The following is a 20101-nucleotide window of genomic DNA, read 5'->3' as shown; positions in this document are numbered from 1 at the left end:
TGAGGTTTATTTTTAATAGGTATTTGGCGTTACTTCTTCACAATTCCAATTAGTTTTCCGGTTTCGCAATTTACACGTAAGAATTCTCGTTTTGCAAGTCCATATTTACCTTCTGGAACTTCATAATCTCCTATCCCGTTTCCCCAGGAACGAACCATAATTAGTTCAGTTCCATCTTCAGGATCTACCATCGGACTTTTACAAACGTTTTCTTCAAAATTCATCCCATTTGCCAAAGCGAAATTTGCTGGTGCATCTTCGGGTTGTCGAATTATTTGATCAGAATCGGGAGTGGTCATAGACCCGCACGACATTAGCAAAAAGACTATAACCGCAGTAAAAATTTTCGTTTTCATATTTGCTGATTTAGCCTATTCAATTTTTTAAAAATTTAAGCCAAATTAATTTTCAGCAAATTCTACGCAAACCGGAGACATCACCTCAACGGGAAGTAAATGTTCTTCAAGTTCACCCGTTTCCAAATTAACTTTAAAACTACTAATTGTAGAAGTGTCTTGATTCGCCGCATAAAGAAAATTTCCAGCCGGGGAAATTGCAAAATTTCGTGGGGTTTCCCCTTTTGTCGGGTAATGGCCAATCACGCTCAATTTACCCGAATTTTCATCTACTTTAAAAGCCGCTAAACTATTATGCCCTCGATTAGAAGTATAAACGAATTTCCCCGAAGGGTGCAAATGAATATCTGCTCCTGAATTTTTCCCTTCCAAATCTTCTGGAAGATTCGAGATATTTTGAATAGCTTTCAGATTGCCGTCTTTTTCAATTTTAAAAACGCTAACAGTAGAATTAAGTTCATTCATTGAAAAAGCGAAGTTTTCATCTTTAGAAAAACTAAAATGTCGTGGACCAGAACCTTTTTCTAACTGCACAAAAGGCTTTTCTTTCGGACTTAACTTCCCAGTTTCCGCATTAAAATTAAAGATCCAGATCTTATCATTTCCCAAATCAGAGATATAGGCGGTTTTATTATCTGCTGTAATTGAAGTCGAATGCGCATGCGAGGCTTCAGGATTTTCTAACTGAATTTTTTGCTGTTTTCCCAGCTTGCCATCTTCTCCCCTTTTATAAACCATAACTACTCCGCCCATATAGTTTGAGACAAAAACATATTTTCCGGTTTGGTCTATTTCAATATGGCAGGGCGCAAAACTCTCAGTAGAAATTTTACCTAACTCTTCCAGGCTATTATCCTTATTCCTTTTAAAAGAATAAATAAAACCGGATTCTGCATCACCGCCCCCCAATTCGCTCACGGCGTATAGATTTTCATCATCATCAGAAGCCTTTACAAAACTGGGATTAATAATTTTGGCTACCGTTTTTTCAGGTTGTAAACTTCCATTTTCAGGGTTCTGCATGGCTAAAAATATTCCTTTTGCCTTTCCATCTACGTGGCCTTCTTTCTTGGTGTAAGTTCCAATATAGACAGGAATTTCAGAATTCTGGGCAGCACAGCTACCTGTTAGAATCATTGCCAGAGTAATTAAGGTAAATCTTATCATAATTATAATTGCGTTATAGCCAGTTTTTTCGTTTAAAATAGTAGATCATAAGGAGAAAAATAACGATCATTACTCCCCACAATACAAAATAACTGTATTCCCACTGTAGTTCGGGGATATATTCAAAATTCATCCCATAAATACCGGCAATAAATGTCAATGGAATAAAAATAGAGGCCATAATGGTTAAAACCTTCATTACCTCGTTCATTTTATTGCTAATCGTGGTCATATACATATCCATAAGGCCCCAGGCCATCTCTCGATACAAATCTATATTTTCTGAAACCTGAAGGATATGATCGTGAAGATCGTTTATGTAATTTTTGGTACGGGTTTTTATAAGATCATTTTCTAAATTCTGAAATCTGGAAATCACTTCCTTAAGTGGAAAAACTGCCCGGCGAACCCTTAAAATAGCTCTTTTAAGATCCTGAATTTCATAAGTAATATCGTCACTTGGCTGACTTTCAAAAAGTTGTTCTTCCAGTTTTTCCACTTTCTCGCTCAGCTCGTCTACCACCAGGAAATAATGATCTACAATAGCATCTAAAAGTGCAAAAACCAGGTAATCTGAACCATTTGTACGAATACGGCCGTAAGCTTTTTCCAGCCTGCCTCGAACGCCATCAAAAACATCCCCACCTGCTTCCTGAAAAGTTAACACGTAGTCTTTTCCTAAAACAAAACTTATATGTTCATTAACCAATTGCCCGTCCTGATGATAGAGCATCTTGGCAACAATAAACAAATAATCTTCGTACTCATCTATTTTTGGCCGTTGTGTAGTATTTACAATATCTTCAATAATTAAGGGGTGAAGATCATAATATTTACCAAGTTTTTCGATTTCTACAGTATTGCTTAATCCATCAATATTAAACCAGGTTATACGGTCTTCAGCTTCAAACTTAAAAGCATCTTCGGTAGAAGAAGAAATATGCTTTTCATAATTATCTTTATTATAATCTATAACTTCCAGCCTTGTTTCACCAGATTCTTTTCTACCAACATAGGTTACCGTTCCCGGCGGTTGATTTACCGATTTCATTTTTGGCCGGCGTAAGCTCTGCGTAATCTTTTTTACCATAATCGTACTTTGTAGGCTAAAGGTAGCAAAGTTTTGTTTTTGGCTGCATTAAAAACCGGGCTAAACTAATTTGCAGCATTAAAAAAATACTGGTAAACTACCTTGGGCAGAGCCCAAAAAGCATTATTGGAAAATATATCTTAATTTCGAAGGAAACCGGAAATTTTTAAATCTCGATAATCGAATAAAACTGAGTTTCATCATATTTATACGTAGAAAACGGATATAAATTTATCTAAACGCTATAATCGAATATCCCCAATAACCAGGTTATTATGAAAAAATCTCGCCTTGATATCTACCTGCTGTTACCCATTAAAAAATTTATCGAGAAAAAAACCTCAGTTGGTCTTTTATTAATTTTTTCAGCGATTCTTGCGATGATTGTGGCTAATTCACCACTTGCCGATGCCTATCATAATCTTTGGAAGCAATACATTCATTTAGGAATAAACGATTTTGTAATCAGGAAAAATCTACTGCACTGGATTAACGACGGACTCATGTCTATTTTCTTTTTTATGATCGGCCTGGAACTAAAACGAGAAATATTACAAGGTGAACTTTCCAGTTTTAGAAAATCGATACTTCCCATTGGGGCTGCTGTTGGTGGAATGCTTTTTCCAGCGCTTATCTATTTTTATTTCAATACCGGTTTAGATTCGGTTTCGGGATGGGGAATTCCCATGGCTACCGATATCGCATTTGCCCTTGGAATTCTTTACTTGCTCGGAGATCGGGTGCCTCTACCCTTAAAAGTTTTTTTAACCGCAATCGCTATTGTGGATGACCTTGGTGCGGTTTTGGTCATTGCCTTTTTCTATACCTCAGATATTTCCCTGCAAAGTCTCGCAATTGCTGGAATCTTTGTACTAATCCTGGCAATAGCCAATCTAATAGGGATTAGAAACACTTTATTTTATGCTGTTATGGGAATTGGTGGTTTATGGCTGGCAATCTTACTTTCAGGAGTTCACGCTACTATTGCGGCGGTTTTGGCTGCTTTTGCAATCCCGAATACCAAAAGAATTAACACACCTTTATTTCTTAGGAAATCTAAACTCCTAGCCTACGAAATACAACAGGAATTTAGAAATAGAAAGAAAAATCCAAAAGAAGCCGAAGAACATATTACCCATAACATAGAAAAATTCTCTTCCTTAACCGAAGATGCTACTCCGCCTTTACAGCGTTTAGAGCATGCGCTTTATCCGTTTGTGAGTTTTGTGGTTCTTCCAATTTTTGCATTTGCCAATGCAGGCGTTAGCCTTGGAGGTGTCTCTTTTGATGCCCTTTTAAGTCCGGTTACGATTGGTGTAATAATCGGGCTTATTTTTGGGAAATTCATCGGGATCGTTTTCTTTTCCAGGCTTATGGTTTGGTCTAAAATAGCCAGTTTACCGCATAAAGTGAAGTGGAAACACGTCTACGGCATTGGATTTCTCGCGGCCATAGGTTTTACCATGTCATTATTTATTACCGAACTTGCATTTGAAAATGAAAACTACCTGTCTCAGGCAAAAATAGGAATACTCTCTGCCTCTTTAATTGCCGGACTCATCGGATATTTTTACTTAAGAAAAACGGGGAATGGAGATTAATTTATCCTAAAGCTGATTCCTATCATATTATTTTTTGTTAATTTTCTCAAAATTTGCGGCTAAAATACACGAAGAATGAATAGCTGTTTTCACTGCGGTGAAGAATGTCAGGAGGATCACATTGTTTTTCAGGAAAAAGATTTCTGTTGCACCGGCTGCAAAACAGTTTTTGAGATTCTTAACGAAAGTGACCTTACTTACTACTATGATATTCAGGAGAAGCCCGGAATTTCTCCCGGTGCTTCAGAAGGAAAGTTCGATTTTCTTGATAACGAGGAAATAGTCGAAAAACTGCTGGAGTTTAATGAGAATAACACCCAAATCGTTGATTTTCTTATTCCCTCCATGCATTGTAGCTCATGTATTTGGGTGTTGGAGAATCTAGGAAAATTAAACAAAGGTGTAAAATCGGCGCAGGTAGATTTTCCAAAGAAAACAGTACGAATTAGTTTTTCTTCGGAAACAATAAGTTTAAAAGAGCTGGTGTATCTTCTTAGCAGAATTGGTTACGAACCCTATATTTCCCTTAAAGATTACGATGAAAAAGATCACAGCATAAACCGAAGCTTAATCTATAAATTAGGCGTTGCTGGCTTTGCATTTGGAAATGTGATGTTCCTTTCTTTCCCTGAATATTTTGAAGTAAAAGAATTCTGGCTGGAGCAATTCAAACATCTATTCCGATGGTTGATGTTTGCTTTTTCCCTTCCCGTTGTTTTTTATTCAGGATCAGATTATTTTATTTCGGCTTACAAAGGTTTACGTGCCAAAATTTTAAATATAGATGTTCCCATAGCCCTGGGAATCGCTGTACTTTTCATTAGAAGTACCACAGAAATTCTACTCGATCTCGGCACCGGCTTTTTTGATAGTCTTACAGGACTTGTTTTCTTCTTGCTTCTTGGGAAATTCTTTCAGCAAAAAACCTATTCCTATTTATCCTTTGAGCGGGATTATAAGTCCTATTTCCCAATGGCGGTAACGCGTTTAAAAACCAATGCTTCAAAAGAGATCACAGAAGAACAGGTTCAGGTTTATAACGTACAACCCGGAGATAGGATTTTAATAAGAAACGGGGAATTAATTCCTATAGATTCGGTATTAATGAAAGGCCGTGCGAATATAGATTACAGTTTTGTAACCGGCGAGGCCGAAGCCGTTAAAAAAGAATCTGGCGAAACGCTTTATGCAGGTGGCCGCCAACAAGGCGGAATTCTTGAAATTGAAGCCATAAAAGCCATAGACCAAAGTTATCTAACCAAACTCTGGAGCAATGAGGTCTTTAAAAAGGATAAAAAAGGACAGTTTCAAAGTTTAATCAACCAAATAAGTAAGCGATTTACCGCCGGGGTTTTAAGCATAGCATTTCTGTCCACCCTTTTCTGGCTGATTTATGATCCTTCCATTGCTTTAAACGTTTTTACTGCAGTATTAATAATTGCCTGTCCCTGCGCCATTGCGCTGGCCACGCCTTTTACGTTAGGGAATCTACTGCGCATCTTCGGAAGAAATAAATTTTACTTAAAGGAAGCCGGGGTAATAGAACAAATTGCAAAAATAGATTGCCTGGTTTTTGATAAAACCGGAACTATAACTTCAAACAAAAAAACGGAAGTCTTCTATCAAGGATTAAAACTCAATGCTGAAGAAGAGCAACTACTTAGCAGTAGCTTAAGAGCCTCAGGGCATCCACTTAGCAGACAACTTTACCAGATTCTGGATAAAAATAATATCCTGAGTTTAGATGAATTTAATGAACATACCGGGAAAGGTATTAGCTCCGGGAGCAATGGCAGTAAAATGAAGATTGGTTCATCTTCCTTTGTTAGGGAAAGCGAAACTGAAACAAAAGAACTGAACAAAACTGCGGTTCATATTAGCAGTAATGAAGAGTATAAAGGCTGCTATGTCTTTAAGAATTCTTACCGCGAAGGACTTGCCGACTTATTTAAAGAATTAGGAGAAAGCAAGCAGCTATTCATATTATCTGGCGACAATGATGGGGAAAAGGAGAAACTTGAAAATATGCTACCCCTTAATACTAAATTTTATTTCAATCAAAAACCTGATGATAAGCTCAATTTTATTAAAAAGCTTCAGGAAGAGGAGAAATCGGTGATGATGATTGGCGACGGACTTAACGATGCGGGGGCACTTGCACAAAGTGATGTTGGGATTGCAATTTCAGAAAATATAAATGTTTTCTCCCCTGCTTGTGATGGAATCCTGGAGGCTTCAAACCTTACCAGGTTAGGCGAATATTTTAAACTTTCAGAAAAAGGAATCAAAATTATCAAATGGAGCTTTGTATTGAGCCTTTGTTATAATGTAGTAGGACTTGCATTTGCAGTTACCGGAAATTTAATGCCGGTAATCGCTGCGATTTTAATGCCGTTGAGTTCCATTAGTATTGTGGCTTTTACAACCCTGGCAACAAACCTTGCGGGAAAGAAATTAAAACCAGTATTGATCAAAACCTGATTTCGATCATATTTTAAATTTTAACACCGCTTTAAGTTTGCTGAAAATAATTCATTTTATATGAACATCATTTACCTCTTGCTTGCATTAAGTGTTTTAGTAGCCCTCATTTTCTTCGTTGCCTTTATTTTTTCAGTTAAAAAGGGACAGTATGATGATGTCTATACACCATCGGTAAGAATGCTCTTTGATGATGAATTAGTTAAAGAAAAATCAGATAAATCCAATTCCACCAAAAACAAGAAATCTAATTAACTATGGAAGTAGAACAGTTTCATTACGATAATAAAATCGTAAAAAAGTTTACTATGGCTACCCTGTTCTGGGGTATCGTAGGTATGAGTGTAGGGCTGCTGCTCGCCTTTATGTTTATATTCCCCGATATAACCGATGGAATTTCGTGGTTAAGTTTTGGTCGTTTAAGACCATTACATACTAACGCAGTAATTTTTGCTTTTGTTGGGAACGCCATTTTCGCAGGGGTTTATTACTCTACCCAGCGCTTGCTTAAAGCACGAATGTGGAGTGATTTCTTAAGTAATTTTAACTTTTGGGGTTGGCAGGCTATTATTGTTGCTGCCGCGATCACGCTCCCAATGGGTTTTACAAGTTCCAAAGAATATGCTGAACTGGAATGGCCAATAGATATCGCAATTACTTTGGTTTGGGTTGCTTTTGGAGCCAACCTTATTGGTACCATGATCAAGAGAAGACAGCGCCACTTATATGTAGCGATTTGGTTCTATCTCGCAACATTCGTAACCGTAGCCGTGCTTCATATTGTAAATAATATTGAAATTCCTGTTACTGCCTTTAAAAGTTACTCCGTTTACTCCGGAGTTCAGGATGCTTTGGTACAATGGTGGTATGGGCATAATGCGGTGGCATTCTTCCTTACTACACCTTTCTTAGGATTAATGTATTATTTTGTTCCTAAAGCGGCAAACAGGCCAGTTTATTCTTATAGACTATCCATTATTCACTTTTGGTCCCTTATTTTCATCTATATCTGGGCTGGACCTCACCATTTATTATATTCAACTTTACCAGACTGGGCTCAAAACCTTGGTGTAGCCTTTTCAGTTATGTTATTATTCCCTTCCTGGGGAGGTATGATCAACGGTCTTCTAACCTTGCGTGGGGCCTGGGATAAAGTACGAACAGATCCTGTTCTTAAATTCTTCGTAGTAGCAATTACCGGGTATGGGATGGCAACATTTGAAGGACCAATGCTTTCGCTTAAAAACGTAAATGCTATCGCGCATTTTAGCGACTGGATTATTGCTCACGTACACGTTGGAGCTTTAGCCTGGAACGGTTTCTTAACTTTTGGTATGGTTTATTGGTTAGTACCACGTTTGTTTAAAACCACCCTTTATTCAGTAAAATTAGCCAATGCGCATTTCTGGATAGGAACCTTAGGAATTATTATTTACACCTTACCAATGTACGTTGCAGGATTCGTACAGGCTTCTATGTGGAAACAATTTAATCCTGACGGAACCCTTACCTACGGAAACTTCTTAGAAACGGTTACTTCCATTATGCCAATGTACTGGATGCGGGCTATTGGAGGTAGTTTATATATTGTAGGTGCATTTATCCTGCTCTATAATATTATACAAACTGTAAGACAGGGAAGCGAAGTTGAAGATGAGTTAGCTGAAGCTGCTCCGCTACAAAAAGTAACACGAAAAAGAACCAAAGGGGAAGCTTATCACTCCTGGTTGGAAAGAAGACCAGTAAAACTTACAATTTTCGCTACTATAGCCATTTTAATTGGTGGTGTGGTTCAAATTGTTCCATCCTTAATGGTAGATGAATATGTACCGGTAATTTCCAGTGTGAAACCATACACCCCGTTAGAACTTGAAGGTCGGGATATTTATATCCGGGAAGGTTGTGTGGGTTGCCACTCGCAAATGATTAGGCCCTTTAGAAGTGAAGTAGAACGCTACGGTGAATATTCTAAAGCCGGGGAATATGCATACGATTATCCTTTCCTATGGGGAAGTAAGCGTACCGGTCCCGATCTTATGCGGGTAGGCGGTAAATATTCCGATAACTGGCACCTTAACCATATGTACGATCCGCAAAGTACTTCTTCAGGTTCTATTATGCCTTCTTACAAATGGATAATTACAGACGAACTTGATAAAAGTGATACCGAAGCTAAAATGAGAGCTCTTAGTAAGCTTGGCGTGCCATACACTTTAGAGGAAATTGAAAACGCCCAGCAGTGGATGACAGAACAGGGAACTCAAATTGAGAAGAACCTTTATGCAGATCCTGATTTCGTTAAAACTTATGAAGCTGAGAAGGAATTTGCAGCAGAAAACGACACCGAATTCGTAGAAATGCGAAACCGTGAGATTGTAGCTCTAATTGCTTATTTACAGCGTCTGGGAACCGATATCAACGCTAAAGAAGTAGAAGTATCAACCACTAAAACTAACTAAGCATGTTTAAATTCGTAAAAGGCCATATGGAAAGTATAGACGGTGTAATGATCTACCCGTTAATTTCCCTGCTTATATTCTTCATCTTTTTTGTAGTGCTTTTCCTGTGGGTAATTACCGCAAAAAAGAAAGACATAGAAGAGGTAAGCAAATTACCCTTAGATACTAACCCGGAAAACCAGGAATTATGAAAACGACAGCATATTTAAGAATTTTAGGATTTTTAATTCTTGCCCTGGTTTTAATAGAACTAACCGTAGAGACTGAAAGCGGATGGGCAATTGAACAATATCCGGTTATTTGGTGGATACTGGCAGTTGTTCTTGTAATTGCTATATCCATAGAAGTTTCAATCTCGGCTTTAGAGAATATGGTTTTTAGAAGTTTAAAGCCAGATGCTCAGGAACGCTATACTAAGCTGAAAGCTGAAAATAGTGAAAAGCAATTTTCGGGCTTGAAAAAGTTCTATAAGAAAATGCTGACTCAAAAACCTGTGGAAAAGGAAGAGGAAATTCTTTTAGATCACAATTACGACGGCATTAAAGAACTGGACAACGATCTTCCCGCTTGGTGGCTCTATGGTTTCTATATTAGTATTGTATTTGCTTTTGTCTATATGGCCTATTATCACGTTTTTGATGGTGAAACGCAAACAGAAGAATACCTGGCTGCTGTTGCCGAGGCAGAAGAAGAAATTGAAGCTTATAAAGCTGCAAATCCAGATCTTATAGATGCTTCCTCAGTCGAATTGTTAACCGATGCTTCCGATTTAGAAGCAGGAGAAACAATTTATATGGCGAGCTGTATGGCTTGTCACCGTGCCGATGGTGGTGGAGCCATTGGCCCTAACCTTACCGATGAGCATTGGATTTTAGGAGGCGGAATTAGTAATGTATTTCAAACTGTTTCTGAAGGAGGCCGTGATGGAAAAGGTATGGTTGCCTGGAAATCTGAATTAAACGCACAGGAAATTGCGCAGGTATCCAGCTATGTTTTAAGCCTACAGGGAACCAACCCGCCAGATGCAAAAGCAGCCGAAGGTGAAGTTTGGGAAGCTGAAACAGAATAATTTAAATTTTAAGAAAGAAAGGTTTTGGAAAATAAGGAAAAATTCAGGGATACGATTGCCACTGCAGATGACGAGGGTAAGAGATTATGGGTTTTTCCAAAGAAACCTTCAGGAAGATTTTACGAGTATAGGAAATACGTTAGCTATGTTTTGCTAGTTCTACTTTTTGCCGCTCCGTTTGTTAAAATAAATGGCAACCAGTTTTTAATGTTCAATATCCTGGAAAGACGTTTTAATATTTTTGGCTTTCCTTTCTGGCCACAGGATTTTCACATTTTTGTGATTATGATGGTGATTGGGGTGGTTTTTATCATCCTCTTTACCGTAGCCTTCGGAAGAATTTTTTGTGGGTGGCTTTGCCCACAAACCATTTTTATGGAAATGGTTTTCCGTAGAATTGAATACTGGATAGAAGGAGATAGAGGAAAACAAATGCGACTCGAAAAGCAAAAGTGGGACGCCGAAAAAATTAGAAAGCGTTCTCTCAAGTGGTTTCTGTTCTTTGTCATCTCTTTTTTAATCGCCAATGTTTTCCTTGCTTATTTAATGGGAAGTGACCGTCTTATTCAATATGTAACCGACGGCCCACTAAACCACCTGAGTACTTTTATTTCATTATTGATTTTTACAGCGGTATTCTATTTTGTATTTGCGTGGTTTAGAGAACAGGTTTGTGTTATTGCCTGTCCTTATGGTAGGCTTCAAGGGGTGCTTCTAGATAATAAATCTATAGTAGTAGCCTACGATCACAAACGGGGAGAAAAAGAAAAAGGAAGGGCGAAATTCAAGAAAAATGAGAACCGTGAAGAAACCGGAAAAGGCGATTGTATAGACTGTTTTCAATGTGTACAGGTTTGTCCTACTGGAATAGATATTAGAAACGGCACGCAGCTGGAATGTATAAATTGCACCGCTTGTATAGATGCCTGCGATAATATGATGGAAGCTGTAGATCTTCCCAAAGGCTTGATTAGATATGCCAGCGAAGAAAATATAGAAAAGAAAGCAAAATTTAGATTTACGCCGAGGTTAAAAGGTTACAGTATTGTTTTAGGAATTTTAACTGCGGTTTTGGTAGGAATGTTATTTATAAGAAGTGAAGTTGAAGCCAGAATTTTAAGGTTGCCCGGGCAGTTATATGAACGAAAAGCCGATAATGTGATCAGCAACGTCTTTACCTATAAACTGGTAAACAAAACCACCGCCGATTTTGAAGATATTGAATTCAGGTTATTATCCCACCAGGGAGAAATAAATCCGGTAAAACAATCGAATATTATGGTGCCGGGACAGGAATTAACCGAAGGTACGCTGTTTATAGAGATTCATACAGCAGCACTGGATGGAGAAAAAGAAAAACTCGAGATTGGTGTTTATAGTGGCGATAGGCTAATAGAAACTACAAGTACTACGTTTATGGGACCTCGTAGTTTTAATTAAACCAGCATGTTGCTGGAAACAATAATCGGCTACACTCAGTGATAGGATTAAAAAACTGTATTAATTTCCCAGTTCTGGGATCAAAATAAAAAATTATGAAAATAAACTGGGGAACAGGAATTGTGATTGGAATGGCACTTTTTATCACTTTCATAATGTATTTAGTGATTAATATGCTCACAGATTCCAAATTTGATCACGATTTGGTGACTGAAGAATACTATCAAAAAGAATTACATTATCAGGAAGAAATTGATGCAGAAAACAACGCATTTTCCCTGGAAGAAAACATCAGTGATCGTCGGGTAAAAGATGGATGGTTTGTTGAATTTCCCGAAAATTTGGAACTTTCTAAAATTTCAGGAAATCTGAATTTCTATCGTCCATCTGACGCAAAGCTTGATTTTAATATTCCGCTGGAATTAACATCACATCAAATTTTTATTGCTGATAAAAAGTTGGTTAAAGGACGTTGGAATATTAATATTCATTGGGAATACGAAGAGACTCCTTATTTATATAAAAATGAAATAGTTTACTAAATGTGGATTTCGGCATTAATATTCGGACTTTTAGGAAGTTTTCACTGCGTGGGAATGTGCGGCCCTATTGCGTTTTTATTGCCGGTAGATCACAAAAACAATCTTAGAAAACTCGGCCAGATCTCACTTTACCATTTTGGCAGATTAAGTTCTTACGCCATTATTGGACTTTTATTTGGTCTGTTAGGCAAAAGTTTCAGGCTGTTTGGGCTTCAGCAGCAACTTTCAATTTTAGTAGGAATATTAATGATTTTGGTTATTCTTATTCCATATAAAAAATTCAGTAAATACAACGGTTCAAAATTCATTTTCAAAATTGTTTCAAAAGTAAAAAGCAGCCTGGGAAAACAACTGAAACAAAAATCACCAGATACTTTTTATACCATTGGATTTCTAAATGGTTTTCTCCCCTGCGGACTCGTTTATATGGCGGTTTTTGGAGCTATTGCTTCGGGAACAGCATTAGAAGGAAGTTTATATATGGCACTTTTTGGTTTGGGAACAGTTCCTCTAATGACTGCCGCAATTTACCTGGGAAATTTTATAAACCTGAACCTTAGATCTAAAATTAGAAAAGCGGTTCCTGTTTTTGTAGTACTAATGGGATTACTATTTATACTAAGAGGAATGGGACTCGGAATTCCATACCTCTCCCCTATGGAAATAACTCCGGAAATTACAGCAGCACAAAGTTGCCACTAACCTAAAAACACTCGTTATGAAATTATTAAACACAATTGCACTGGTAAATTGGGAAATGGGAAGTTTTCTTATTGCTATTTTCGGTGTTGTTTGCGTCGGCCTGATACTTATCGTTTTAAATATGATAAACAGCGGAAAGGATAAAGAGTAAACAACTTCAGAGAAAGCTCACGAATTATTATTAGTGTAAAATATAATTTGATATAGAGGCATCCCGACTCTTCGGGACGAAGCAATTAATCTCGATTATCGAATAAAATACTTTACTCTTAGCTTAAAATGAAGAATAAAAAAGTCCGTTAGGAAATTCTCCCAACGGACTTTTACTTCGGTTTTAACACTTAAATTAAACCGTCATAGAAAATAATTGGGTATTTGGCTTTTGTGCCTGCATTCTTAGATCGAATGCCATACAAATATTTCGCACAAAAGGTCTTCCCTTTTCAGGTATTGTTAATCCGTTTTCAGAAAAAGTGACGAGTTCGTCAGCTTCCATTTCCCTTAATTTAATCAGCACCTCCGGTAATTCTTCAAAATAATCTTCGGCTGTTGCCCAACTTGTTTCCATACGGCACATTAAATTTAGAATGTGTTTCCTTATAACAAGATCTTCTTCATTTAAAATATGCCCACGAAAAACCGGAATAATTCCTTCAGCAATTTGCTCCTGGTAGGCTTCAACCGATTTTTCATTTTGTGCAAAACCGTACCAGCTATCGCTAATAGCGGAAACACCCAAACCAATCATAGATGCACCTGAAGAAGTGGTATAGCCCATAAAGTTTCTATGTAGTTTTTTTTCTTCCACAGCTTTATAAAGAGAATCAGTTTTAAGAGCGAAATGATCCATCCCAATCTCTACATACCCTGCATCTTCAAGCATTTGCTTTCCAATTTCATACATTTCGCGTTTTTCATCAGCTTCGGGAAGATCTGAATCCTTAAAGCCACGCTGCCCATTTCCTTTAATCCAGGGTACGTGAGCATAACTATAAAATGCAATACGATCTGGCATTAATAATTTTGTCTTTTCTACGGTATCAATAATATCTTCTTTGGTTTGAAATGGTAAACCAAAAATAATATCGTGTCCTACCGAGGTAAAACCCGTTTCCCGGGCGTGCTCTGTAGCATTTTTTACATGTTGAAAAGGTTGAATTCTATGTATAGCTTTTTGTACTTTTTCACTATAATCCTGCACACCATAACTTACCCTTTTAAAGCCAAGACCGGCCAGTACTTTTAAATGCTCTTTTGTAGTATTATTTGGATGTCCCTCAAAACTTAATTCTGTCTTACAATCTCTCTCGGCTTTCCGAAAAATCATATTGAGCAAAAATTTTAGATTTTCAGGAGCAAAAAAGGTAGGCGTACCACCGCCCAGATGCACTTCCCTAATAAAGGGTTTTTCTTCCAGAATTTCAAGGTAAAGCTCCCATTCTCGCAACACACTTTCTATATAAGGAGTTTCAACGGCGTGTTTTTTGGTAATTCGCTTGTTGCACCCACAAAAAGTGCACAGGCTCTCACAAAACGGCAAATGTATATAAAGGCTAATTTCTTTATTTTCATTAAAGCTTCGTTTTAAACTTCTTTTCCAGGACCCAGGCGAAAATGTGTTTTCGTCCCAATACGGCACGGTTGGATAACTGGTATACCGTGGTCCCGGTACGTTATATTTACTAATAAGATTATAAGACATATAAGCTATAGTTTGCTGCAAACTTAAAACAGGTATGTATTAATTAATATGAGTAAAATCAGCTTCTGTATAATAATAAATATTTTCTTTAAATTGGATTTCAAAATAGATCTTAACTCAAAAAACATTAATATGGAAGAAAATACATATCAAATTGAATTACTAAAGAGTATTAGAAACTGGTTACGTTTTATTGGGATTGTGATTATTCTGGGAATCCTGGCATCAATAGTTCCAATGATATTTGCCTTTTTTCATCTTTTATAGCAGCTTGGATTACAAAAAACTGTTTGTCCAGTTTTTTAAGCAATAATGAAATTTCCATTTTTAGGAATTAATAATTACGATTTTTACAAATTACCTTGTTAATTTTTCTTAAATTTAATTGAATAAATAAAAAGCAGATAATTTTTAATACTCGTTTATAGAGGTTTTATTTTGAGCTTCACTGTTTAATATTAAATTCAATTTTATGTCCCGAAAAATTAAAAAGGAAATTCGAATTAACGAAAATGGAAGTAAGGTTTTTAATGCCCTTGTAACTCCCAATTTGATAAAAGAATGGTGGGGTGCATCGCAAGCCATTGTGGTGCCCGACGAAGATGGTGTGTTTGCCTTAAGTTGGGGAGATAATCCTGATAAAGCAGATTATATTGCCGCTGCTACTATTTCAGAATTTAAACCGCACGTAAAGCTTACTTTAAGCGATTATACTTATCTAAGCGAAAATGAATATTTACCCTTCAAGGCGAAATTTAAAGTGAAATTTAGAATTGAATGTGAAACTAATTATTGTGTTTTAAAATTAGAACATTCAGGTTTTCCTAATAAATCTCAAGCCGATAAATTTTATTCAGATTGTGATACCGGCTGGGATGAAAGTTTAGAATCACTCAAAAACCTTGTAGAAAAAGAAAATATTCTGGCCTATAGCTAAAAAGTCCTTTCGTTTAAATGAACTGTAGAAAAAGTAAATATCTTTTTCTACCTTCATAGTTCTAAACTAACCATTAAATGAATACGGCACATAAAACTTTACTTTACCCTCTCGTTGCACTAATAGTAGGGGCATATTTCTTGTTTACCGGATTAGCCGATGCCAGGGGCTTTTTGGCTCCTTTAGTTACGGCGATTATTTTAGCTCTTCTACTTATTCCATTGGGTAATCTTATGGAAAACAAACTAAACCGCCTGGTTTCTTCGCTTTTAAGTACCGTATTATTGCTCTTGTTTTCTTTTGGGGTTTTTATTTTACTTTCTTTTCAAATTAAAAATTTTGTAGACGATTGGAATAAAATTAAAGAGACTATGACGCCCAAAATAGAACAGCTGCAAAACTATGCCTACGAGCATACCGCATTAAGCAGTGAGGATCTTGAAAAGTATAAAGAGAAAAATGATATTCAAAGCATATTAACCTCCAGCGGAAATTCAGGACAAAAAGCTTTCAATTTTATTAATTCGGTTACCAGTTTTTTAAGCAATTATTTACTCACATTTATTTATATATTTTTTCTGCTGAATTATAGAAAGCGCTTTAAAGTTTTTATTCTCAAGCTTTTCTCAAAGGAGCGAAAACAGGAAGTAAAACGAACTATTAATCAAACTGCCAGGGTAGCACAGTTCTATTTAAGAGGAAAATTAATTTTAATTATTATACTTTCAATTCTTTATAGTATAGGCCTTGGAATTTCAGGAGTTAATAACTTTATTCTAATCGCGGTAATTGCTTCATTTCTAACATTAATACCTTTTATAGGAAACATTATCGGGATGGGTCTTGCACTTATTTTCGGTTATCTCACCCAGGGTGAAACCAGTATTTTAATTGGTGTAATCCTAACCTTCACGATAGTTCAATTTATTGAAAGTTATGTTTTAGAGCCATTTATCGTTGGTGATAAAGTAGATATTCACCCTTTTTTCGTAATTCTCGCGATTATTTTAGGCAACATGGTTTGGGGTGTTATGGGAATGATCTTAGCGATCCCCGTCTTAGGAATTTTAAATGTAATCTTTAACCATACCCCGGCTTTAAAGCCTTTTGGATATCTTTTAAGTACAGATGAAGATGAGGACTAAAGTAAACTATCTCGGGGCAAGCCCCAAGAGGCATTATTGGAAAATATATCTTGATTTCGAGGCAATTCCGCCTGAATGATTCTGGCAGGGCTCGGAGCATTTAAATCTCGATTAACGAGTAAATCAACTAATCTTAGTTAATTGATGTTATTGTTTAATTTTTCAATAGTCTATGTCAGGGCTTTAAATTGGAATGATGCAAAATCGAATAGAAAAGCAGTTTGAAGGCTTTTTAGAAACACCTGCACTCTGGGAAAATTCTTTTCAGGAACTCTTCCAGTTTGAATTACCGGAATTCCATACTCCCGTACAGCAATCTTTAGATAAAGATCTGCCATCACTCGCTACCAATTTTGTGATGGGAAAGCGTGTAGAACGCTTTTTTGAATGGATAATTCAGAAAAATCCCAATTATAAACTGTTGGCTGGAAATATGCAAATTAGCCGGAATAAAATTACGCTGGGTGAACTTGATTTTTTACTGGAAGATTTAATAAACCAACAAGTATATCACATAGAAATGGTTTATAAATTCTATGTATACGATCCTTCTTTGACTTCAGAAATGGATCGCTGGATTGGCCCAAACAGAAGAGATACTTTACTACAGAAAACTGAAAAACTAAAAGAAAAACAGTTCCCTTTACTTTTTAAACCTGAAACAGACGACCTATTGAATTTATTAGATTTAAATTCAATAAATATTCTTCAGCAGGCTTGTTTTAAAGCTAATTTATTTGTTCCAAAGGAACTTCAAAATCAACAATTTCCAGAAATTAATAATAAATGTGTAGCGGGAATCTGGCTCCATTTTGAAGATTTTAATTCTACAGGTTATCGCGATTTTCAATTTTACGCGCCAAAAAAGCAAGATTGGCCAATTTTACCCAAGCATGGCGAGATCTGGGTTAATCATTCAGAAATAATTATTCAAATTGAGAATTCCTTCGCAAACAAAAAAGCACCATTAATCTGGGCAAAAAAACCTGGCAATAAATTTGAAAGATTATTTGTGGTATGGTGGTAGTTTAAATGATTTCTCAGAAATACAGTCTAATTTCCAGAGAATAATATTATTCCCATTAAATTTGCAGTCCAAATCACACTTCCTAAATGAACCAAAACACCAATGAAGCAATTAAAGCATCCTGGCTTAGCATTATAGGAAATGCTTTATTGGCAATTGCTAAATTTATAACCGGTGTTTTTGGTAATTCTTACGCGCTAATCGCTGATGCAATAGAATCTACAACCGATGTGTTTTCGTCATTTTTAGTGCTTCTCGGGCTTAAGTATTCGAGTCGCCCACCAGATAAAAATCATCCTTATGGTCACGGAAAAGCAGAACCCTTAATCACCTTTGCAGTAGTAGGTTTTTTAGTAGTTTCAGCTACAGTGATCGCTTACGAGAGTATTCAACATATACAAACTCCACATAAAGTTCCGGAGCCATACACCCTTATTGTCCTTGGTGCGATTGTAATTATTAAAGAATATTTCTATAGAAAAGTTTCTAAAAAGGGAGATGAAACTAATAGCACTTCTCTTAAAGCTGATGCCTGGCACCATCGCAGCGATGCTATTACTTCTTTAATGGCTTTTATTGGAATTTCAATCGCGCTTTTTATGGGAAAAGGCTACGAAACTGCCGATGACTGGGCTGCTCTTTTTGCTTCCGGCTTTATTTTATATAATGCCTATCTCATTTTACGGCCTGCTCTTGGCGAAGTAATGGACGAACATATGTATGATGATATGATCTATGATATAAGAAAAATATCCAGCCAGGTGCCGGGAGTTCTGGATACCGAAAAATGTTATGTTCGAAAAACCGGAATGATATTTCACGTAGACCTTCACATTACCGTGAATGCAGAGATTAGCGTAAAAGAAGGCCACGATATAGCCCATAATGTAAAAAATGAACTCCTGGCCCACTTTCCTGAAATCTTTGACGTACTTATTCACGTTGAACCAGATGAGTTCTACTAAATTATTTTATTGACATCTTCTTAAGATTAGCGTTAAAGCCCTGCTAAAGCCTATTGAAATAAGGAGAAATCAACTTATCTTGAGTATAAGTTAACCAAAAAATTTAGTATGATGAGTTTGATAAATGAAAAAGACTTGCAAAGATTAAGCAATCAAGAAGATAAAACCTGTATTTCTATTTTTATTCCTACCCAACGTGCGGGAAAAGATGTATTAGAAGAAAAAAATAAAACCCACCTAAAATCTTTGTGGAAAGAGGTTGGGAATGAGCTTAGGAAAAAAGACGTTTCTGATGAAAAGATTCAGGAAATAGGCAAACCTATTGAAGATCTTATTAACGATAAATCTTTCTGGCGCCATCAAAGCGACGGACTCGCAATTTTTGCTGCGGAAGGATTTTTTGAGAAATATACACTCCCGGTAAATTTTGAAGCCCATACTTATATTTCTAACGACTTTTATATAAAGCCGCTGGTTCCCATGTTTTCTGAAGAAACAAGTTTTTACGTATTAGCCCTTCAATTGGAGGATGTTGAACTTTACGAAGCTACCAGATATAGTATTGGTAAAGTAGACATAGACGACCTTACTCCTTCTAAATTAGAGGAAAGAGTTGGTTTCGATTATAAAGAAAAAACCCTTCAATTTAATAGTAGCTCTCCAGGTCAGGGTCAAGCAAATATGCACGGCCATGCTGGTGCCGATAGGGAGCGAAAAAATGAGATTTTAAGATATTTTAGAGCTATAAATGATGGTATTACCCCTCTTTTAAATAAAGATAAAACCCCATTATTAGTTGCCTGCCAGGAAAATTTCTTTTCAATTTATCAAGAGGCAAACTCCTATAATCATTTATTTGAAAAAGTAATTCCCGGAAACCCTTCAGATACCGATATGCTTGGTTTGCATGAAAAGGCCTTGAAAGTTCTTGAACCGGAATTGGAAAAAACGAAAAGGGATAAAATGAAAAAATTTGATGAATTGAATAATACCGATAATACCGGGACTTCAGTTACCGATATTTTACCAGCTGTGCAACAGGGAAAAGTAGATACATTATTTCTTGAAAACCAAAGCGAGATATGGGGTACTTATAATAGTGATAATATGAACGTAAGTATAGATGATGACCAGACAAACAAAAACTATTCTTTAATGAACTGGGCAGCCAAAGAAGTTTTAAGACAGGGCGGAAATGTTTTTTTAATTCCAGAAGCTCAAATGCCAGATAAACAATCAAAAATGAATGCCCTTTATCGGTTTAATTAATAATAGTATTATATCACAAAAAAAGGAAGAGGCCGTCTAAAAAGTATTTAGATGGCCTTTTTTATTGATAAAAGTTTTTGTGAGAGAAGCGCTTCTTCTTTTGTAGATATTCTTAATGATAAAAAAGGCAAGGAAGCCCCCTTCCTATG

At 36.5% G+C, this 20101-nt stretch carries 20 protein-coding genes; 16 read left to right on the top strand and 4 right to left on the bottom strand.

The annotated features are described in order from the left end of the window. Nucleotides 1-29: 29 nt before the first annotated feature. The 3 genes from LB465_RS15835 to corA are packed head-to-tail and all read right to left on the bottom strand — an operon-like array spanning nt 30 to nt 2613. Nucleotides 30-356, bottom strand: coding sequence for a hypothetical protein (locus LB465_RS15835; RefSeq protein ID WP_224470899.1), 327 nt, complete (start codon nt 354-356; stop codon nt 30-32). A gap of 45 nt (nt 357-401) precedes the next feature. Then, complete coding sequence (locus LB465_RS15830; protein WP_224470898.1) at nt 402-1523, bottom strand: lactonase family protein; 1122 nt, start codon at nt 1521-1523, stop codon at nt 402-404. Between the two features lie 13 nt (nt 1524-1536). Further along, nucleotides 1537-2613, bottom strand: coding sequence for a magnesium/cobalt transporter CorA (gene corA / locus LB465_RS15825; protein ID WP_224470897.1), 1077 nt, complete (start codon nt 2611-2613; stop codon nt 1537-1539). A 275-nt stretch (nt 2614-2888) separates the two neighbouring features. Here corA and nhaA point away from each other — a divergent pair, with 275 nt between their 5' ends. From nhaA to LB465_RS18380, 10 genes are all read left to right on the top strand, one after another. Then, a complete protein-coding gene (gene nhaA / locus LB465_RS15820) occupies nt 2889-4214 on the top strand; it encodes a Na+/H+ antiporter NhaA (protein ID WP_224470896.1) in 1326 nt (441 codons plus the stop codon). 75 nt (nt 4215-4289) lie between these two features. Then, nucleotides 4290-6695, top strand: coding sequence for a heavy metal translocating P-type ATPase (locus LB465_RS15815; protein WP_224470895.1), 2406 nt, complete (start codon nt 4290-4292; stop codon nt 6693-6695). A 60-nt stretch (nt 6696-6755) separates the two neighbouring features. Continuing rightward, nucleotides 6756-6950 (top strand): cbb3-type cytochrome oxidase assembly protein CcoS, encoded by a 195-nt coding sequence (gene ccoS, locus LB465_RS15810; RefSeq protein WP_075326798.1) that lies wholly within the window; start codon nt 6756-6758, stop codon nt 6948-6950. A 2-nt stretch (nt 6951-6952) separates the two neighbouring features. Next, nucleotides 6953-9154 (top strand): cytochrome-c oxidase, cbb3-type subunit I, encoded by a 2202-nt coding sequence (gene ccoN / locus LB465_RS15805; RefSeq protein ID WP_224470894.1) that lies wholly within the window; start codon nt 6953-6955, stop codon nt 9152-9154. A gap of 2 nt (nt 9155-9156) precedes the next feature. Further along, on the top strand, nt 9157-9345 hold the full coding sequence (locus LB465_RS15800) for a CcoQ/FixQ family Cbb3-type cytochrome c oxidase assembly chaperone (RefSeq protein ID WP_224470893.1): 189 nt from the start codon (nt 9157-9159) through the stop codon (nt 9343-9345). Further along, nucleotides 9342-10223, top strand: a complete 882-nt coding sequence (locus LB465_RS15795; RefSeq protein WP_224470892.1) for a cbb3-type cytochrome c oxidase N-terminal domain-containing protein — start codon at nt 9342-9344, stop codon at nt 10221-10223. Before LB465_RS15800 ends, LB465_RS15795 begins: the two co-directional genes overlap by 4 nt. A gap of 24 nt (nt 10224-10247) precedes the next feature. After that, on the top strand, nt 10248-11663 hold the full coding sequence (gene ccoG, locus LB465_RS15790) for a cytochrome c oxidase accessory protein CcoG (RefSeq protein ID WP_224470891.1): 1416 nt from the start codon (nt 10248-10250) through the stop codon (nt 11661-11663). Between the two features lie 95 nt (nt 11664-11758). Beyond that, the gene (locus LB465_RS15785) at nt 11759-12205 is read left to right on the top strand and encodes a FixH family protein (protein ID WP_224470890.1); all 447 of its coding nucleotides are present in this window, start codon (nt 11759-11761) and stop codon (nt 12203-12205) included. Next, entirely contained in the window at nt 12206-12907 is a 702-nt protein-coding gene (locus LB465_RS15780; RefSeq protein WP_224470889.1) for a sulfite exporter TauE/SafE family protein, read from the top strand. Nucleotides 12908-12923: 16 nt separating this feature from the next. Then, complete coding sequence (locus LB465_RS18380; RefSeq protein WP_262902922.1) at nt 12924-13058, top strand: hypothetical protein; 135 nt, start codon at nt 12924-12926, stop codon at nt 13056-13058. Nucleotides 13059-13253: 195 nt separating this feature from the next. Here LB465_RS18380 and hemN read toward each other — a convergent pair whose 3' ends face one another. Next, a complete protein-coding gene (gene hemN, locus LB465_RS15775; RefSeq protein ID WP_224470888.1) occupies nt 13254-14609 on the bottom strand; it encodes an oxygen-independent coproporphyrinogen III oxidase in 1356 nt (451 codons plus the stop codon). A gap of 132 nt (nt 14610-14741) precedes the next feature. On the opposite strand from hemN, the gene LB465_RS18375 reads away from it, so the two are divergent. From LB465_RS18375 to LB465_RS15750, 6 genes are all read left to right on the top strand, one after another. Then, nucleotides 14742-14876, top strand: a complete 135-nt coding sequence (locus tag LB465_RS18375; RefSeq protein WP_262902921.1) for a hypothetical protein — start codon at nt 14742-14744, stop codon at nt 14874-14876. A gap of 205 nt (nt 14877-15081) precedes the next feature. After that, complete coding sequence (locus LB465_RS15770) at nt 15082-15546, top strand: SRPBCC family protein (protein WP_224470887.1); 465 nt, start codon at nt 15082-15084, stop codon at nt 15544-15546. A gap of 77 nt (nt 15547-15623) precedes the next feature. After that, entirely contained in the window at nt 15624-16691 is a 1068-nt protein-coding gene (locus tag LB465_RS15765) for an AI-2E family transporter (protein WP_224470886.1), read from the top strand. 193 nt (nt 16692-16884) lie between these two features. Continuing rightward, a complete protein-coding gene (locus LB465_RS15760) occupies nt 16885-17718 on the top strand; it encodes a DUF1853 family protein (RefSeq protein WP_224470885.1) in 834 nt (277 codons plus the stop codon). 86 nt (nt 17719-17804) lie between these two features. Then, entirely contained in the window at nt 17805-18683 is an 879-nt protein-coding gene (locus tag LB465_RS15755; protein WP_224470884.1) for a cation diffusion facilitator family transporter, read from the top strand. A gap of 108 nt (nt 18684-18791) precedes the next feature. Further along, a complete protein-coding gene (locus LB465_RS15750) occupies nt 18792-19952 on the top strand; it encodes a baeRF7 domain-containing protein (RefSeq protein ID WP_224470883.1) in 1161 nt (386 codons plus the stop codon). Nucleotides 19953-20101: the final 149 nt, after the last annotated feature.

It is taken from the genome of Salegentibacter lacus (assembly GCF_020164555.1).
GTDB classification, from domain to species: domain Bacteria; phylum Bacteroidota; class Bacteroidia; order Flavobacteriales; family Flavobacteriaceae; genus Salegentibacter; species Salegentibacter lacus.
This window is presented reverse-complemented; position numbering and strand designations above follow the sequence as displayed.

Excerpts from the sequence above, each read along its gene's own strand:
- LB465_RS15835 (WP_224470899.1), bottom strand. The coding sequence starts at position 356 with ATGAAAACGAAAATTTTTACTGCGGTTATAGTCTTTTTGCTAATGTCG.
- LB465_RS15830 (WP_224470898.1), bottom strand. The coding sequence starts at position 1,523 with ATGATAAGATTTACCTTAATTACTCTGGCAATGATTCTAACAGGTAGC.
- corA (WP_224470897.1), bottom strand. The coding sequence starts at position 2,613 with ATGGTAAAAAAGATTACGCAGAGCTTACGCCGGCCAAAAATGAAATCG.
- nhaA (WP_224470896.1), top strand. The coding sequence starts at position 2,889 with ATGAAAAAATCTCGCCTTGATATCTACCTGCTGTTACCCATTAAAAAA.
- LB465_RS15815 (WP_224470895.1), top strand. The coding sequence starts at position 4,290 with ATGAATAGCTGTTTTCACTGCGGTGAAGAATGTCAGGAGGATCACATT.
- ccoS (WP_075326798.1), top strand. The coding sequence starts at position 6,756 with ATGAACATCATTTACCTCTTGCTTGCATTAAGTGTTTTAGTAGCCCTC.
- ccoN (WP_224470894.1), top strand. The coding sequence starts at position 6,953 with ATGGAAGTAGAACAGTTTCATTACGATAATAAAATCGTAAAAAAGTTT.
- LB465_RS15800 (WP_224470893.1), top strand. The coding sequence starts at position 9,157 with ATGTTTAAATTCGTAAAAGGCCATATGGAAAGTATAGACGGTGTAATG.
- LB465_RS15795 (WP_224470892.1), top strand. The coding sequence starts at position 9,342 with ATGAAAACGACAGCATATTTAAGAATTTTAGGATTTTTAATTCTTGCC.
- LB465_RS15785 (WP_224470890.1), top strand. The coding sequence starts at position 11,759 with ATGAAAATAAACTGGGGAACAGGAATTGTGATTGGAATGGCACTTTTT.
- LB465_RS15780 (WP_224470889.1), top strand. The coding sequence starts at position 12,206 with ATGTGGATTTCGGCATTAATATTCGGACTTTTAGGAAGTTTTCACTGC.
- LB465_RS18380 (WP_262902922.1), top strand. The coding sequence starts at position 12,924 with ATGAAATTATTAAACACAATTGCACTGGTAAATTGGGAAATGGGAAGT.
- hemN (WP_224470888.1), bottom strand. The coding sequence starts at position 14,609 with ATGTCTTATAATCTTATTAGTAAATATAACGTACCGGGACCACGGTAT.
- LB465_RS18375 (WP_262902921.1), top strand. The coding sequence starts at position 14,742 with ATGGAAGAAAATACATATCAAATTGAATTACTAAAGAGTATTAGAAAC.
- LB465_RS15770 (WP_224470887.1), top strand. The coding sequence starts at position 15,082 with ATGTCCCGAAAAATTAAAAAGGAAATTCGAATTAACGAAAATGGAAGT.
- LB465_RS15765 (WP_224470886.1), top strand. The coding sequence starts at position 15,624 with ATGAATACGGCACATAAAACTTTACTTTACCCTCTCGTTGCACTAATA.
- LB465_RS15760 (WP_224470885.1), top strand. The coding sequence starts at position 16,885 with ATGATGCAAAATCGAATAGAAAAGCAGTTTGAAGGCTTTTTAGAAACA.
- LB465_RS15755 (WP_224470884.1), top strand. The coding sequence starts at position 17,805 with ATGAACCAAAACACCAATGAAGCAATTAAAGCATCCTGGCTTAGCATT.
- LB465_RS15750 (WP_224470883.1), top strand. The coding sequence starts at position 18,792 with ATGATGAGTTTGATAAATGAAAAAGACTTGCAAAGATTAAGCAATCAA.